Source organism: Streptomyces sp. NPDC096046 (genome assembly GCF_040303285.1).
Lineage (GTDB): Bacteria > Actinomycetota > Actinomycetes > Streptomycetales > Streptomycetaceae > Streptomyces.
In genome coordinates this window covers 130,071-145,972 of sequence record NZ_JBEOSZ010000014.1, presented here as the reverse complement: position 1 = coordinate 145,972, position 15,902 = coordinate 130,071, and the positions used below count along the sequence as shown (strand labels likewise).

Sequence of the window (15,902 nt, the reverse complement as noted above, 5' to 3'; positions counted from 1 at the left end):
AGGAGACGTCCATGTCCGGTGACGCCCTCAGCCAGGATCCCGCCGAGCTGCAGAGGAGGATCGACAGCAGCAAGGCGCACCCGGCCCGGGTCTACGACGTCTTCCTCGGCGGCAAGGACCACTACCCCGCCGACCGGGACGCGGCCGCCGCCGCGCTGGCCGCCAACCCGCGCGGGTACCTCGACGTGCGCCACAACCGCGACTTCCTGCGGCGTGCGGTGACCACGCTCGTGGAGCGGGACGGCATCCGGCAGTTCCTCGACATCGGGACCGGCCTGCCCACCGCCGAGAACGTGCACCAGATCGCGCAGCGCATCACGCCCGAGTCGCGGGTCGTGTACGTCGACAACGACCCCGTGGTGCTCGCGCACGCACGCGCCCTGCTGAACAGTGGCCCCGAGGGGCGTACGGACTACATCGACGCCGATCTGCGGGACCCGGCCCGCATCCTCGAACAGGCCGCCAAGACCATCGACTTCGACCGGCCGGTCGCGCTGTGCCTGGTGGCGATCCTGCACTTCGTCGCGGACGAGGAGGCCTATCCGCTGGTGCGCGGACTGCTCGACGAACTGCCCGTCGGCAGCCGGCTGGTGCTGAGCCACCTCACCGAGGACCTCAACCCCGAGAACATCCGCGCGGTCCAACGGACCTACACCGAACGCGGGTTCACCTTCGTACTGCGGTCCCGGGCCGACGTCGAGCGGTTCTTCACCGAGAACGGTCTGGAGATCGCCGACCCGGGCGTCGTCCCCGCGCACCGCTGGCGGCCCGATCACGCCGCCCCCGTCCCCGAGCAGCCGGAGGAGTCCTTCCTCGCCGGACTCGAGGAGATCGAGAAGGTGCGCTACCGCGACATCAACGACGTCACGGACGCGGACATCAACGTCTACGCGGCCATCGGCGCCAAGGGATGAACCGTGGGTCCCGGGCCCCCGTCCGTGCGCAGCCGGCGTCCGGATCCCGGAAACCCGCTTGTAGGTGGCACGTACTTCTTTGGGCTGCGGGGCACCAGGCGTCACCGCAGCCGAAAGAGCCCTGTCATGACCGTCGCCGAACCCCTGCCCACCCATGCTCCCGTGCCGCCCCTGGCCGCGCGGGTGCGGGCCGTCGGCGGCTCTCCCGTACGGGACATCCTGGCCGTCACCGCCCGCCCCGAAGTGATCAACTTCGCGGGCGGGCTCCCGGCGCCGGAACTGTTCGACGCGAAGGGTGTCGCCGCCGCGTTCGAGGCGGTGCTCGCCGAGGCGCCCGCGCGGGCGTTGCAGTACGCCACGACCGAGGGCGAACCCGCGCTGCGGGACGCGCTCGCCGTCCGCACCACCGCGCGCGGTCGCATGGCGCTCACCGGGGGTCTGCTGGCCTCGGATGCGGATGCGGATGCGGATGCGGCCGACGCGGCACAGGTCTCACCGCAGGCGGCGCGGGACTGGGGCAACTGCCGGTGATCACGGCGCCTGAGACACCGAGGGCGGCACTCCCGGGGGAGTGCCGCCCTCGGCCTGTTCACTTCCGGGTGCGCTCAGAGCCGCTCGGGGGTCCGGATGCCCAGCAGGGCCATGCCCCGGTGGAGCGTGCGGGCCGTGACGTCGCAGAGGAACAGACGGTTCTCGATCTGCTCGGGCGTCTCGGCCTTCAGCACCGGGCACTTGTCGTAGAACGTCGTGAAGAGCGACGCCAGCTGGTACAGATACGCCGTCAGCTTGTGCGGGGCGTGCTCCGCCGCCGCCTCCGCCACCGTCTCCCCGAACGAGTCGACGTGCAGGCCCAGCGCACGCTCCGCCACGTGCAGGTCCAGCTCCGGATGGGCGGCGGGACGGGCCTCGCCGGCCTTGCGCAGGATCGACCGGATCCGGGCGTGGGCGTACTGGAGGTACACGGAGGTGTCGCCGTTGAGCGAGACCATCTGGTCCAGGTCGAACTTGTAGTCGCGGTTCGCCGACGTCGACAGGTCCGCGTACTTCACCGCGCCGATGCCCACCTGGGTGCCCCGCTCGGCGATCTCCTCCTCGGAGAGGTCCTGGGCCTTCTCCCGGACGACGGCCGAGGCACGGTCGATCGCCTCGTCGAGCAGGTCGACCAGGCGGACCGTCTCGCCCTCACGGGTCTTGAACGGCTTGCCGTCCTTGCCGAGGATCGTGCCGAAGGCGAGCTGGACCGCTTCGACGTCGTCGTTCAGCCAGCCGGCGCGGCGGGCCGTCTCGAAGACCATCTTGAAGTGGAGCGACTGCCGGGCGTCCACGACGTAGAGGAGCGTGTTCGCCTTGATGTCGAAGACCCGGTCGCGGATCGCCGAGAGGTCGGTCGCCGCGTAGCCGTAGCCGCCGTCCGACTTCTGCACGATCAGCGGGACCGGCTTGCCGTCCGGGCCCTTGACGTCGTCGAAGAAGACACAGAGGGCGCCTTCGGAACGGACCGCCACGCCCGACTCCTCCAGGAGGCGGCAGGTCTCGGCGAGCATGTCGTTGTACCCCGACTCGCCGACGATGTCCTCGTCGCGGATCTCCATGTCCAGCTTCTCGAAGACGGAGAAGAAGTAGATCTTCGACTCGTCGACGAACTTCTGCCACATGGCGAGGGTCTGCGGGTCGCCCGCCTGGAGGTCCACCACCCGGCGCCGGGCACGGGTCTTGAACTCCTCGTCGGAGTCGAACAGCTTGCGCGAGGCCTTGTAGAGGCGGTCCAGGTTCGACATCGCCTCCTCGCCGCTCACCTCACCGGACTCGTGGTCCAGCTCGTGCGGGTGCTCCTCCAGGTACTGGATGAGCATGCCGAACTGGGTGCCCCAGTCGCCGATGTGGTGACGCCGGACCACGTGCTCGCCGGTGAACTCCAGCAGCTGCACCACCGAGTCGCCGATCACCGCGGAGCGCAGGTGCCCGACGTGCATCTCCTTCGCCACGTTCGGCTGGGCGTAGTCGATGACCGTGGTGCCCGGCCGCTCCGCGCGCGGCACGCCGAGGCGGCCGGTGTCGTCCGCGTAGCGCGCGGCGAGGTTCCGGGTGATCGCGCGGTCGGTGACGGTGACGTTCAGGAAGCCGGGGCCGGAGACCTCGACGTCCTTGATCAGCTCACCCGACTCCACCCGGGAGACGACCTGCGTGGCCAGCTCGCGCGGGTTGGCCTTCTCCTTCTTCGCGAGGGCCAGGATCCCGTTGGCCTGGAAGTCGGCCCGGTCGCTTCGTCGCAGCAGCGGGTCCGCGGAGCCGGCCTGCGGCAGGGCTGCCGACAGGGCCGCCGCGAGGCGCTGGTGGACGGAATCGCTGAGGGACGTGACCGAGGCCATAGGTAAGGGTGCCGTTCTCCTCGTGGGGATGGATAGACCCGCCCAGTATCCCATGGGGGTAAAGCCGTTTCTCCGGGCGCGAGCAGGTCTGGGACAATGGTGCGGTCAGCCGTGCGACCGTACCGGCTGCCCGATGCAGAAAGAAGGACGTGCCGATCGTGGCTCAGAGCACCGAGACCACCGACTGGGTCTCCCGTTTCGCGGATGAGGTCATCGAGGAGTCGGAGCGCCGGGCCCCGGGCAAACCCGTCGTCGTCGCGTCCGGCCTCTCGCCGTCCGGTCCCATCCACCTGGGGAACCTGCGGGAGGTCATGACCCCGCACCTCGTCGCCGACGAGATCCGCCGCCGGGGCCACCGGGTGCGGCACCTGATCTCCTGGGACGACTACGACCGGTACCGCAAGGTGCCGGCCGGTGTCCCGGGCGTGGACGAGTCGTGGGCCGAGCACATCGGCAAGCCACTGACGTCCGTACCGGCGCCCAAGGGCTCCTCGTACGCCAGCTGGGCCGAGCACTTCAAGGCCGCGATGATCGAGTCGCTGGCCGAGCTCGGCGTGGAGTTCGACGGGATCAGCCAGACCGAGCAGTACACCTCGGGTGTGTACCGCGAGCAGATCCTGCACGCCATCAGGCACCGCGGCGACATCGACGCGATCCTCGACCAGTACCGCACGAAGAAGGCCCCGGCCAAGAAGCAGCAGGGGCAGAAGCCGGTCGACGAGGCCGAGCTGGAGGCCGCCGAGGGCTCCGGCGCGGCCGCCGAGGACGACGGCGGCTCCGGCTCCGCCGGGTACTTCCCGTACAAGCCGTACTGCGGCAACTGCGAGAAGGACCTCACCACCGTCACGTCCTACGACGACGAATCCACCGAGCTGACGTACGCCTGCACGGCGTGCGGCTTCTCGGAGACGGTCCGGCTGAACGAGTTCAACCGCGGCAAGCTGGTCTGGAAGGTCGACTGGCCGATGCGGTGGGCGTACGAGGGCGTCGTGTTCGAGCCCTCCGGTGTCGACCACTCCTCGCCGGGGTCGTCGTTCCAGGTCGGTGGGGAGATCGTCGGGATCTTCGGCGGGAGGCAGCCGATCGGGCCGATGTACGCCTTCGTCGGGATCTCCGGCATGGCGAAGATGTCGTCCTCGAAGGGCGGCGTGCCCACCCCGGCCGACGCCCTGCGGATCATGGAGCCGCAGCTGCTGCGCTGGCTGTACGCGCGCCGCCGGCCGAACCAGTCCTTCAAGGTCGCCTTCGACCAGGAGATCCAGCGGCTCTACGACGAGTGGGACCGGCTGGACGCCAAGGTCGCCGACGGCAGCGCCCTGCCGGCCGACGTGGCCGCGCACGCGCGTGCGGTGGGTACGGCCGCCGGTGCGCTGCCGCGGACGCCCCGGCCGCTGTCGTACCGGACGCTGGCGTCCGTCGCGGACATCACCGCCGGGCACGAGGACCAGGCGCTGCGCATCCTCAGCGAGCTGGACCCGGAGCAGCCGCTGACCTCGCTCGACGAGGCCCGCCCGCGCTACGACAAGGCCGAGGCCTGGATCAACACGCACGTCCCGGCCGACCAGCGGACGATCGTGCGGGACGAGCCGGACGCCGAGCTGCTGAAGTCGCTGGACGAGCAGGGCCGCGAGTCGCTGCGGCTGCTGCTCGACGGGCTGGCCGGCCACTGGTCGCTGGACGGGCTGACGCACCTGGTCTACGGCGTGCCGAAGGTGCAGGCCGGGTTCTCCGCCGACGCCACGCCGAAGGAGCTGCCGCCGGAGATCAAGACCGCCCAGCGGTCCTTCTTCGCCCTGCTGTACCACCTGCTGGTCGGGCGGGACACCGGGCCGCGGCTGCCCACGCTGCTGCTGGCCGTGGGGCAGGACCGGGTGCGGTCGCTGCTGGGGGACTGAGCCACTGAGGGGGCCCTCACCGGAGGGCCCCCTTCTGTGTCAGGCCTTCCGGAAGAGCGGCATCGTCGACGAGCGGACGCCTCGGTGCCGGTGTGCGTGCGGATTCCGACATTGCCCCGGTTATGCGATGTGGTCCTCTTCCAGTTCCGCGTTGTGGCGGTTCGTGAAGCGGTTGACCATCCGCTTGGCATCCTCCGCGGGCAGGCCGATACCGAACTCGGCCTGAACGTTGTCCATCAGCTCGCGCGGCGTCGGGTAACTGCCGTTGATCGACTGCTTGAAGACCTGGTAGTACGACTCCTCGTCCGGCTCCGCGACCGGCGCGGCGCCGGGCAGCGGGGCGCCGCCGCCGTCCCCCAGTTCACGGGTGCGGCCCGGGCCCACCGGGATGGGGAAGCCGCCGGTGTCCTCCGGGGAGGGCTCCTGCTCGAACCGGGTCTGGTACCGCTCGGGCTCCTGCTCGAACCGGGCCTGGTACTGCTCGGCCTCCTGCTGCTCCGCGATCCACTGGGCGTACTGCTCCGCCGGGTCGTAGTCGGGGTCGTAGCCGCCCTGGTACTCGACCTCGCGGGGCGTGTTGAACCACGGGCTCTGCTCGGGTTCCGGGACGCTCGCCGACTGCCCGGCGCCGTCGTTGCCCTCCAGCTGCGGCCGCTGCTCGACGGGCGGTGCCGCCCGCAGCGGGGCGGGCGCCGCAGCGTCGGGGCGAGCGCCCGCGGCCATCTCGGTCCGCTGAGGCGCCGCGGGGATCAGCGCCGGCTCTATGCCCGCCGCCGCCAGTCCCGCGGGAGCCGTCTCCGCCAGCGGCACCCCGTACCGCGCCAGCCGCAGCGGCATCAGGGACTCCACCGGTGCCTTCCGGCGCCAGGCCCGGCCGAACCGCGACCGCAGCCGGGCCTGGTAGACCAGACGCTCCTGCTCCAGCTTGATGACCTGCTCGTAGGAGCGCAGCTCCCACAGCTTCATGCGGCGCCAGAGGAGGAACGTGGGCAGGGGGGAGAGGAGCCAGCGGGTGAGGCGGACGCCCTCCATGTGCTTGTCGGCCGTGATGTCCGCGATGCGGCCGATCGCGTGCCGGGCCGCCTCGACCGAGACCACGAACAGGATCGGGATCACCCCGTGCATGCCCACACCGAGCGGATCCGGCCACGCCGCGGCGCCGTTGAACGCGATCGTCGCCGCCGTCAGCAGCCAGGCCGTCTGACGCAGCAGGGGGAACGGGATCCTGATCCAGGTGAGGAGCAGATCCAGGGCCAGCAGGACGCAGATGCCCGCGTCGATGCCGATCGGGAAGACGTACGAGAAGTTCCCGAAGCCCTTCTGCAGGGCCAATTCGCGGACCGCCGCGTACGAACCGGCGAAGCCGATACCGGCGATGATCACGGCGCCGGCCACGACCACGCCGATGAGAACGCGGTGCATCCGAGTCAGTTGCAGTGGCGCGGCCACCCGTACTCCCCTCCCCTTGCGTGTTGTTGCGCGCAACAGGGTGGCACATGCGTGCGGAGGGCGGGTGGCCGGTTCCCGTCGGGACGGTTCAGCTCTTCGACGCCGGTTCCTTGGACGGCGACGTCGAGGCGTCCTTCGAGGGCTCGTCCGAGGCGTCCTTGGAAGCCGACCCGGACGGCGACTTCGAGGGGGACTTCGACTCGGTCTTCGAAGGGCCGGCGCTCGCCTTGCCGCCGCCGGTGCCGTTCGCGTCGGACACCGCGGCCACCGCCTCCTTGGCCGCGTTCTTCGCGTCCTTCAGCAGGTCGTCGCTGCTCGGCGTCTTGTCACCGGCCAGACCGGCGCCGTTGTAGTCGAGCGTGACGACGACGTTCTCGACGCGTGCCACGATCGTCTGCTGCTTGAAGGTGCCTTCCTTCTTCTTCAGGTCGTAGCGCACGGCCGTCGCCTGGTCGCCCGTGCCGGTCACCGGCTCGGTCTTGACGCTCTTCGCGCCCTCGACGGCCTGCGCCTCCTGGACCTGCTTGTCGAAGTACTCCTGGGCCAGCTCGTCGGCCGGGCCGCGCGTGACGTCCGACTCGAAGCGCAGCATCGACACGTTCAGCCAGCGGAACTGCGAGCCCTTCACGCCGTTGTTGTCGAGGCTGTTCCAGGAGCAGCTGGCACGCGTCGAGATGTCGTCCGACGTGCCCTCCTTGCCGGACTTGCCCTCCGGTACGAGGTCCTTCAGCGTCTTCTTCGAGAACGCCTTGCACGGCTCCGGAAGCTTGCCGTACGCCGCCGCCCGCACCGTCGGGGACGGGCTCGCGGACGCGGACGCCGCGGCCTTCCCGGCCGTGTCCGCGCTGTCGCCGGAGCCGGAGTCCGAGGAGCAGCCGGCGGCGACCAGCATCACGGGGACGGCGGCCGCGCAGACAAGGACGCGGTTGAGGCGCTTCGCTGGCTGGTCTCGCTGTGCTCGTCGCTGCATGGTTCCTTCACTCATGACGCTCGTGGTTCCCTGCGGTCGGAACGGGTCCGGGTGGTCACGGTACGCGGTGAGGCGACGGTGTGTTCTTCCTTCCCCCGCTTTCCGGGTTCGCGTGAAGGGGCCGTGAAGAGGCTTCAGCCGCTCAGCGAATCCGCCAGCTGGGAGGCCAGTTTCTGCGCCCTGTCCTGCATTTCCTTGCTGTCCGGGACGACGCCGACGGTCGTCGGCTGCTCCGCGTACTCGATGGTCACGATGACGTTGGACGTGCGGAACGCCACAGTCACCGTCCGCTGCCCGGCCGTCGAGCCCGAACTGTTCAGACCGTCGTCGAGGAAGGCCTCGTCGCCGAGGTCCTCCAGCACCCGGGGCTGCAGCTCGGTCGGGGCCGCGGAAGGGGACGCCGAGGGCGAGGAGGAGCCGGACGGAGAAGGGGAACCGCTCGGGGAGGCGGCCGAACCGCCCGCCGGCGTACCGCCGGTGGGCGCCGTCCCGGTGGCGGTCGGCGCGGGCAGGTGGGCCGAGGCCTCCTGCTCCGCGAAGAGCTGCTCGGCCTGGCCGTCGTCGCTGACGGAGTTGTCGTAGGAGACGACCCGCTCGAAGTCGATCCACAGATGGTCGGTGGCGTCCGGGGAGTCGACCTTCCAGCGGCAGCCGACCTTGCGGTCGGTGTCGAAGGTGCTCGTCGGCTCGCCCTCGTAGGCCTTCGCGCGCTGCTCCTCGTCGCGGATCTGCCGGATGCCGGGGAGGAGTTCGTCGAGCGTGCTCTCGCCGACCACAGCGCAGGGCTCGGGCAGCGTGCGGTAGCGGCCTGGCTCCGCCGCGGGTGACGCCGTGCCGGCGTCGCCCGGGTTGGGGTCGTCCGTCGTGCCTCCGTCGGCCGAGCCGCCGGTGCAGCCGGCCAGTACCGCCGCGAGGAGCACGGCGATACCGGGTGCGTACGCCTTCCGTTGCACGTGGTGGCCCCTCTCGAGACGGATATCGGCTTGCCGCCGCAGGGCGGGCGATGAACACAATGTGTATCGCACGCACAGCCGTGAACGCCGGTCCGATTTCCCTTTCGCCGACCTTGGCTCCGGTATTTGCTGTTGAAGACTTCTGTTCGCTTACGGGGGATTGAGGGCGTTATGTCGTATGTAGAGATGCCGGGTGCGAAGGTGCCGATCCGGATGTGGGCCGACCCGGCCTCGGTCGAGGAGTCGGCGCTCCAGCAGCTCCGGAACGTCGCCACCCTGCCGTGGATCAAGGGCCTGGCCGTCATGCCCGACGTGCACTACGGCAAGGGCGCGACGGTCGGCTCGGTCATCGCGATGCAGGGTGCGGTGTGCCCCGCGGCGGTGGGCGTCGACATCGGCTGCGGAATGTCGGCGGTGCGGACGTCCCTGACGGCGAACGACCTGCCTGGCGACCTGTCCCGGCTGCGGTCGCGGATCGAGCAGGAGATTCCGGTGGGGCGGGGGATGCATGACGACCCCGTGGACCCGGGGCGCTTCCACGGGCTGGCCACCGCCGGGTGGGACGACTTCTGGGGGCGGTTCGGCGGGGTGGCGGAGGCGGTCAAGTTCCGTCAGGAACGTGCCGTGAAGCAGATGGGAACGCTCGGCGGAGGAAACCACTTCGTCGAGGTCTGCACGGATACGACCGATTCTGTCTGGCTGATGCTGCACTCCGGTTCCCGGAACATCGGCAAGGAACTGGCCGAGCATCACATCGGCGTGGCCCGGGGGCTGCCGCACAACCAGAACCTGGTCGACCGCGACCTCGCGGTCTTCGTCGCGGACACCCCGCAGATGGCGGCCTACCGCAACGACCTGTTCTGGGCTCAGGAGTACGCGAAGCGCAACCGCTCGATCATGATGGCGCTCCTGAAGGACGTGGTCCGCAAGGAGTTCAAGAAGGCCAAGCCCACCTTCGAGCCGGAGATCAGCGCGCACCACAACTACGTGGCCGAGGAGCGCTACGACGGGACGGACCTGCTCGTGACCCGCAAGGGCGCGATCCGGGCCGGCTCCGGCGAGTACGGGATCATCCCCGGCTCCATGGGCACGGGTTCGTACATCGTGAAGGGCCTGGGCAACGCCAAGTCCTTCAACTCGGCCTCGCACGGCGCGGGCCGGCGCATGAGCCGCACCGCGGCCAAGCGCCGGTTCACCACGAAGGACCTGGAGCAGCAGACCCAGGGGGTGGAGTGCCGTAAGGACTCCGGTGTCGTCGACGAGATCCCCGGCGCCTACAAGCCGATCGAGCAGGTCATCGACCAGCAGCGGGACTTGGTGGAGGTCGTGGCGAAGCTGAAGCAGGTCGTCTGCGTGAAGGGCTGACCGGCCGGCTCTACGCCTCCCGGTGCACCTTCGTGTTCGACGCCTGGGCGCGGGGGCGCAGGACCAGGAGATCGACGTTGACGTGGGCGGGGCGGGTGACCGCCCACGTGATCGTCTCGGCCACGTCGTCGGCCGTGAGGGGCTCGGCGACGCCCTGGTAGACCTTGGCGGCCTTGTTCTCGTCACCGCCGAAGCGGGTCAGGGCGAACTCGTCCGTCTTGACCATGCCGGGGGCGATCTCGATGACGCGGACCGGCTGTCCGACGATCTCCAGGCGGAGGGTCTCGGCGAGGACGTGAGCGCCGTGCTTGGCGGCTACATAGCCACCGCCGCCCTCGTAGGTGCCGTGGCCGGCGGTGGAGGAGACGACCACGACCGTGCCGTCGCCGCTCGCGATCAGCTTGGGCAACAGGGTCTGGGTGAGGTTGAGGGTGCCGATGACGTTCGTCTCGTACATCCGGCGCCAGTCGGCCGGGTCGCCGGTCGCGACCGGGTCGGCCCCCAGCGCGCCGCCCGCGTTGTTGACCAGCACGCCGATCGTCTTGAACGCCGTGGCGAACTCGTCGACGGCGGCGCGATCGGTGACGTCGAGGGCGTACGCCGTGGCCTGGTGGCCGGCCTCGGTGATCTCCTCGGCCAGGGCCTCGATGCGGTCCTTGCGGCGTGCGGTGAGGACGACGCGGTAGCCCGCCGCGGCGAGCTGCCGGGCCGTGGCGGCGCCGATTCCGCTGCTCGCACCCGTGACGACGGCGATGCGGGAGGCTGCGGGCGGGGCTGCGGTGGCCATGGGTGCTCCTCGGGTCCTCGGGCGTGCGGCGGCCCGGCGTGCGCGTCGGGCCCGCGGCCAGGATAGGCGGGCCCCGCGGTGGGAGAATGGGGCTGGGTGGTCCCCTGATTCTCCCGGAGGCGATCATGGGCGAGGCACGTGAGGTCATGGACCGGCTCACGGACGCGGTCACCGCACACACCGATCTGAAGGTCGTCGGCGAGCTCTACGCCGAGGACGCGGTCGCCTTCACGCCCGACGAGGGCGAGCTGCGCGGGCGCGACAGCATCGTCGAGTACTGGCGGACGATGACGGAGGCGGTTCCCGGCGCGACGTTCGAGGTGCTGCACTCCTACGAGGCCGGTGACACGGCCATCGACGAGGGGATCTACCGCGGCCGCAACACCGGGCCGCTGGAGCTGCCCAACGGTGAGACGCTGCCGCCGACGCAGAAGGAGATCCGCATCCGCGGGGTGGACATCGCCACGGTCAAGGACGGGCGGATCGTCGACTACCGGCTGTACTTCGACGAGATGGACTTCCTCGGGCAGCTGGGGCTGCTGCCCGACGAGCCGTTCTGAGGCTCCGGGGGGCCGGTCAGTTTCCCCGTGGGGCGTACATGATGACGGCCATGCCCGCTAGGCAGACCAGCGCGCCCGTGATGTCCCAGCGGTCCGGGCGGTAGCCGTCGGCGACCACGCCCCACAGGATCGAACCGGCGACGAAGATCCCGCCGTAGGCGGCGAGGACGCGGCCGAAGTGCGCGTCGGGCTGGAACGTCGCGACGAAGCCGTAGGCGCCGAGCGCGAGGACGCCGCCGGCCGCCCAGAGCCAGCCCCTGTGCTCGCGCACGCCCTGCCAGACGAGCCAGGCGCCGCCGATCTCGAAGAGGGCGGCCAGGACGAAGAGGGCGGCGGAGCGGAGGACGGACATGGCGGCCAGCTTGGCATGCGTGCCCCTTCCCGGGCGCCGACGAGGCGGCGGAGCCGGCCGGCGCGGTGCGGGAGCCGCCGCCGACCGCCCGGAAGGCGGGCGGGTCCGGCGAGCCGGCGCGAGCGGCTGCCCGGGCGCCCGCACGACCTGGTGGCCGAGGCGCCGCACGGCACCGGCAGCCGGGCTTCCGACGAGGATGTGGAGAGGGCCTGTGAGCGCCATGTCGGTGAGCGTCGGTGTTCGGGCGGCTGCCGGTGCCGGGCTCGCGCAGGGCCGCGCACCTGGAACAGTCCCACGGGGGTCGCCGTTCCCCGGGTGGGGCGGCTGCCGGTGCCGGGCCCGCGCAGGACCGCGCACCTGGAACAGCCCCACGGGGGTCGCCGTTCCCCGGGTGGGGCGGCTGCCGGTGCCGGGCCCGCGCAGGACCGCGCACCTGGAACAGCCCCACGGGGGTCACCGTTCCCCGGGTGGGGCGGCTGCCGGTGCCGGGCCCGCGCAGGGCCGCGCACCTGGAACAGCCCCACAGGGGTCACCGTTCCCCGGTATGGTTGAACCGTAAACAACCTGGAAGGTGAGCGACCATGCAGTTCGGGATCTTCAGCGTCGGCGACGTCACGCCCGACCCGACCACCGGCCGGACACCGACCGAGCGCGAGCGGATCAAGGCCATGGTCGCCATCGCTCTGAAGGCCGAGGAGGCGGGGCTCGACGTCTTCGCGACCGGTGAGCACCACAACCCGCCGTTCGTGCCGTCGTCCCCGACCACGATGCTCGGCTATGTCGCGGCCCGCACCGAGCGGCTGATCCTCTCCACGGCCACGACTCTGATCACCACCAACGACCCGGTGAAGATCGCCGAGGACTTCGCGATGCTCCAGCACCTGGCCGACGGCCGGGTGGACCTGATGCTCGGGCGCGGGAACACCGGCCCGGTCTACCCCTGGTTCGGGCAGGACATCCGGCAGGGCATCCCGCTCGCCGTGGAGAACTACGCCCTGCTGCACCGGTTGTGGCGCGAGGACGTCGTCGACTGGGAGGGGACGTTCCGTACGCCCCTGCAGGGCTTCACGGCCACGCCCCGCCCGCTGGACGGCGTACCGCCGTTCGTCTGGCACGGGTCGATCCGCTCGCCGGAGATCGCCGAGCAGGCCGCCTTCTACGGCGACGGCTTCTTCCACAACAACATCTTCTGGCCGGCCGACCACACCAAGCGCATGGTCGAGCTGTACAGGGAGCGGTACGCGCACTACGGCCACGGCACGCCCGAGCAGGCGATCGTCGGGCTCGGCGGCCAGGTGTTCATGCGCAGGAACGCCCAGGACGCGGTGCGCGAGTTCCGTCCCTACTTCGACGTCGCGCCGGTGTACGGGCACGGGCCGTCGCTGGAGGACTTCACGGACCAGACGCCGCTGACCGTCGGTTCCCCGCAGCAGGTCATCGAGAAGACGCTGGCCTTCCGCGAGTACGCCGGCGACTACCAGCGGCAGCTGTTCCTCGTCGACCACGCCGGGCTGCCGCTGAAGACCGTGCTGGAGCAGATCGACCTGCTCGGCGAGGAGGTCGTGCCGGTGCTGCGCAAGGAGTTCGCCGTGGGCCGCCCGGCGGATGTGCCGGACGCCCCGACGCACGCGGCCCGGCTCGCCTCCGCCCGGGGGTGAGAGGACGGCAGGGCCCGGCTCCCCGGTCGCGTGGGCCCTGGTGAGAGGGCAGTAAGAAGGACGCTCCGGCGCAGCGCATGCGGCCCCCGGGGCCCGGCGGCTTGGCACACTGGACGCGTGCCCCACACCGTGCTGCTCGCCGAAGACGACCGCGCCATCCGCCACGCCCTGGAGCGTGCCCTGACGCTGGAGGGCTACCGGGTCATGGCGGTCGCCGACGGCGTCGAGGCGCTGGCGCAGGCCCACCGCAACCGTCCGGACGTCCTCGTCCTGGACGTGATGATGCCCGGCATCGACGGGCTCCAGGTGTGCCGGGTGCTGCGCGCCGAGGGCGACCGGACGCCGGTGCTCATGCTGACGGCCCTCGTGGAGACCGCCGACCGGATCGCCGGCCTGGACGCGGGTGCCGACGACTACGTGGTGAAGCCCTTCGACGTGGAGGAGGTCTTCGCCCGGCTGCGCGCCCTGCTGCGCCGCACCAGCCCGGTGGGCGTCGGGAGCGCACCGGCGGCCGAGGCGCCCGGGCCGCTCCCGGAGCGGTTCGTCGAGGCGGCCGGCGTCCGCATGGACCCGCAGGCGCGCCGGGCCTGGCGGGGGGCGCGCGAGCTGGAGCTGACCCGCACCGAGTTCGAGCTGCTCGAACTGCTGGTCCGCAACGCGGGCATCGTCCTCGACCACTCGACGATCTACGACCGCATCTGGGGCTACGACTTCGGGCCCGGCTCCAAGAACCTCGCCGTCTACGTCGGCTATCTGCGCCGCAAGCTCGACGAGCCGGACGCCCCGCAGCTGATCCACACGGTGCGTGGCGTGGGTTACGTGCTGCGGGCGGACTGAGTGGGCCGCCCGCGCCGACGCTTCAGCGGGCGGCGGCCGAAGCTGGTCTCGCTGCGCACCACTTTCGCGGTGTCGTTCGCGGCGGTGACGGCGGCTGTGACGATCCTGGTCGGCATCCTGTCCTACGGCGCCGCCGCCCGGCTGGTGCGGGTGGACCAGCAGACGGTGTTCGACGAGGTCGTGCAGGACCTGCGCGACGAGGTGCGCCAGAACCGCATGACACCCGGCGACTTCTCGTCCGCCGCGCCCGGCCACGACCTGGTGCGTCCGGCCCGCACGGACGTGCAGGTGCTCGGCCCGGACGGGCACGTCGTCGACGCGGGCAGCCCGGGGCTGCCGGTCACCGGCGCCGACGTGCGGATCGCCGCCGCGGCCGACTCCGGGCGGGTGGTCGAGCACGAGGACGTCGACGTGGGTGACGACGTCTACCGCGTCGCGACCGTCTCCCTCGGCGACGGCCGGGGCGCGGTGCAGGTGGCGCAGGAGTTCAGCGATGTCGAGGACCTGCTGCGGGCGCTCCAGCAGCGGACCCTGCTGCTGATGGCCGCCGTGGTGGTCGGCGCGGGGCTGTTCGGCTGGTGGCTGGCCCGGCGGATCACCCGCCGGCTGGTCGTGCTGACCGACGCCGCCGAGGACGTCGCCCGCACCCGCCGGCTGGGCATCCAGGTGCCGGTGGCCGGCCACGACGAGGTGGGCCGCCTCGGCCGCGCCTTCGACCGCATGCTGGGCCGGCTCGCCCAGTCCGAGGAGGACCAGCGCCGCCTGGTGCAGGACGCGGGGCACGAGCTGCGCACGCCGCTCACCTCGCTGCGCACGAACATCTCCCTGCTGCGCCGGATCGACGAACTCCCGCCCGGGACCCGGGAGGAACTCGTCGCCGACCTGGGCCAGGAGGCCCGGGAACTGACCGACCTGGTCAACGAGCTGGTGGATCTCGCGGCCGGGCAGTCCGACACCGAGCCGCCGCGCCGGCTGGACGTCGCCGACATCGCCGAGGAGGTGGCGGGGGTGGCCCGGCGCCGCAGCGGCCGGCGGATCATGCTGCGCGCGAGCGGTGACACCACGACCGACGGGCGGGCCGGGATGCTGACCCGGGCGCTGTCCAACCTCGTCGAGAACGCGGTGAAGTTCGACCAGGGAGGCCGGGCCCCCATCGAGATCGTCGTCTCCGGCCCGGCCCGGCCCGGCCGGATCCGGGTCGAGGTCCTCGACCGCGGGCCGGGCATCGCCGACAGCGACCTCACCCGGATCTTCGACCGGTTCTATCGCGCCGCCGACGCCCGCTCCCTCCCGGGTTCCGGACTGGGCCTGTCCATCGTCCGCGAGGTCGCCCTCGCACACGGGGGAGCGCCCTTCGCGTTCCGGCGGGAGGGCGGCGGGACGGTGATCGGGTTCACGGTGGGCGGAGGGCTCGACTGACTCGGCGGGCCCCGAACATCACGTCCCTGTCCGCGATCCCGCCCGCGTCGACTCCGCCCGCGTGCTGGGGCGGCCATCCGTACGCGGCGACCTTCGCGGCGGCGCAGGTCACGGGGACCCCGTCCCGCAGGCACAGGTACGTGAACACGTGCACGGGCGCCCGCACCAGGTACCCGCCCGGCACGGAATCGCGCTCGCCGTACGGTCCGGTCAGGGCCTCGCCCATGGAGCGGGTGCCGATCCGGGTGGCCCGGTGGCGCGGCTCCTCCGGGCCCTGGGTGAGCCGCGCTGTGCAGTCGGGCATCGCCTGCCGTACGGCGGTTCCTGGTCGTCCCCCGCGATCCCCTGGCCCGCCCCGGGGCGTTGAGCGGGGC

Annotated in this window: 14 protein-coding genes and 1 pseudogene; 8 read left to right on the top strand and 7 right to left on the bottom strand. The window is 71.5% G+C overall.

All coding sequences use genetic code 11. From position 1 onward, the window contains the following. The first annotated feature begins 11 nt into the window (after nucleotides 1-11). Together ABTX62_RS15510 and ABTX62_RS15505 are read left to right on the top strand one after the other, a co-directional pair. A complete protein-coding gene (locus ABTX62_RS15510; RefSeq protein WP_352116647.1) occupies nucleotides 12-914 on the top strand; it encodes an SAM-dependent methyltransferase in 903 nt (300 codons plus the stop codon). A 126-nt stretch (nucleotides 915-1,040) separates the two neighbouring features. Beyond that, nucleotides 1,041-1,331: pseudogene (locus ABTX62_RS15505) on the top strand (PLP-dependent aminotransferase family protein); the annotation flags it as partial. 188 nt (nucleotides 1,332-1,519) lie between these two features. On the opposite strand, the gene argS reads toward ABTX62_RS15505, so the two are convergent. Then, complete coding sequence (gene argS / locus ABTX62_RS15500; RefSeq protein WP_352116646.1) at nucleotides 1,520-3,283, bottom strand: arginine--tRNA ligase; 1,764 nt, start codon at nucleotides 3,281-3,283, stop codon at nucleotides 1,520-1,522. 149 nt (nucleotides 3,284-3,432) lie between these two features. On the opposite strand from argS, the gene lysS reads away from it, so the two are divergent. Further along, complete coding sequence (lysS, locus tag ABTX62_RS15495; RefSeq protein WP_352116645.1) at nucleotides 3,433-5,178, top strand: lysine--tRNA ligase; 1,746 nt, start codon at nucleotides 3,433-3,435, stop codon at nucleotides 5,176-5,178. A 120-nt stretch (nucleotides 5,179-5,298) separates the two neighbouring features. Here the strand turns inward: lysS and ABTX62_RS15490 are convergent, their stop codons facing one another. The 3 genes from ABTX62_RS15490 to ABTX62_RS15480 form a co-directional block, all read right to left on the bottom strand. Continuing rightward, nucleotides 5,299-6,600, bottom strand: coding sequence for a DUF2637 domain-containing protein (locus ABTX62_RS15490; protein ID WP_352116644.1), 1,302 nt, complete (start codon nucleotides 6,598-6,600; stop codon nucleotides 5,299-5,301). Between the two features lie 115 nt (nucleotides 6,601-6,715). Next, on the bottom strand, nucleotides 6,716-7,612 hold the full coding sequence (locus tag ABTX62_RS15485) for a DUF3558 family protein (RefSeq protein WP_352116643.1): 897 nt from the start codon (nucleotides 7,610-7,612) through the stop codon (nucleotides 6,716-6,718). Between the two features lie 119 nt (nucleotides 7,613-7,731). Continuing rightward, nucleotides 7,732-8,550, bottom strand: a complete 819-nt coding sequence (locus ABTX62_RS15480) for a DUF3558 domain-containing protein (protein ID WP_352116642.1) — start codon at nucleotides 8,548-8,550, stop codon at nucleotides 7,732-7,734. A gap of 171 nt (nucleotides 8,551-8,721) precedes the next feature. Here ABTX62_RS15480 and ABTX62_RS15475 point away from each other — a divergent pair, with 171 nt between their 5' ends. After that, nucleotides 8,722-9,915 (top strand): RtcB family protein, encoded by a 1,194-nt coding sequence (locus ABTX62_RS15475; protein ID WP_352116641.1) that lies wholly within the window; start codon nucleotides 8,722-8,724, stop codon nucleotides 9,913-9,915. 10 nt (nucleotides 9,916-9,925) lie between these two features. Here the strand turns inward: ABTX62_RS15475 and ABTX62_RS15470 are convergent, their stop codons facing one another. After that, the gene (locus tag ABTX62_RS15470; protein WP_352116640.1) at nucleotides 9,926-10,702 is read right to left on the bottom strand and encodes an SDR family NAD(P)-dependent oxidoreductase; all 777 of its coding nucleotides are present in this window, start codon (nucleotides 10,700-10,702) and stop codon (nucleotides 9,926-9,928) included. 125 nt (nucleotides 10,703-10,827) lie between these two features. On the opposite strand from ABTX62_RS15470, the gene ABTX62_RS15465 reads away from it, so the two are divergent. Further along, nucleotides 10,828-11,262: an ester cyclase gene (locus tag ABTX62_RS15465; RefSeq protein ID WP_352116639.1), complete on the top strand. Its 435-nt coding sequence runs from the start codon at nucleotides 10,828-10,830 to the stop codon at nucleotides 11,260-11,262. 16 nt (nucleotides 11,263-11,278) lie between these two features. On the opposite strand, the gene ABTX62_RS15460 is transcribed toward ABTX62_RS15465, so the two are convergent. Continuing rightward, nucleotides 11,279-11,614, bottom strand: a complete 336-nt coding sequence (locus ABTX62_RS15460; protein ID WP_352116638.1) for a YnfA family protein — start codon at nucleotides 11,612-11,614, stop codon at nucleotides 11,279-11,281. Between the two features lie 581 nt (nucleotides 11,615-12,195). Between ABTX62_RS15460 and ABTX62_RS15455 the strand changes: the two genes are divergently transcribed. The 3 genes from ABTX62_RS15455 to ABTX62_RS15445 all read left to right on the top strand — a co-directional run bounded on the left by ABTX62_RS15455 (nucleotide 12,196) and on the right by ABTX62_RS15445 (nucleotide 15,528). After that, nucleotides 12,196-13,272, top strand: coding sequence for an LLM class flavin-dependent oxidoreductase (locus ABTX62_RS15455; RefSeq protein WP_352116637.1), 1,077 nt, complete (start codon nucleotides 12,196-12,198; stop codon nucleotides 13,270-13,272). 117 nt (nucleotides 13,273-13,389) lie between these two features. Beyond that, nucleotides 13,390-14,109 (top strand): response regulator transcription factor, encoded by a 720-nt coding sequence (locus tag ABTX62_RS15450; protein WP_352116636.1) that lies wholly within the window; start codon nucleotides 13,390-13,392, stop codon nucleotides 14,107-14,109. After that, nucleotides 14,110-15,528, top strand: coding sequence for a sensor histidine kinase (locus tag ABTX62_RS15445; protein ID WP_352116635.1), 1,419 nt, complete (start codon nucleotides 14,110-14,112; stop codon nucleotides 15,526-15,528). Here the strand turns inward: ABTX62_RS15445 and ABTX62_RS15440 are convergent. Next, nucleotides 15,503-15,832 carry a hypothetical protein gene (locus tag ABTX62_RS15440; protein ID WP_352116634.1) on the bottom strand — a complete coding sequence of 110 codons (330 nt, stop codon included), beginning with the start codon at nucleotides 15,830-15,832 and terminating at the stop codon, nucleotides 15,503-15,505. The genes ABTX62_RS15445 and ABTX62_RS15440 overlap by 26 nt on opposite strands. Between the last annotated feature and the right edge of the window lie 70 nt (nucleotides 15,833-15,902).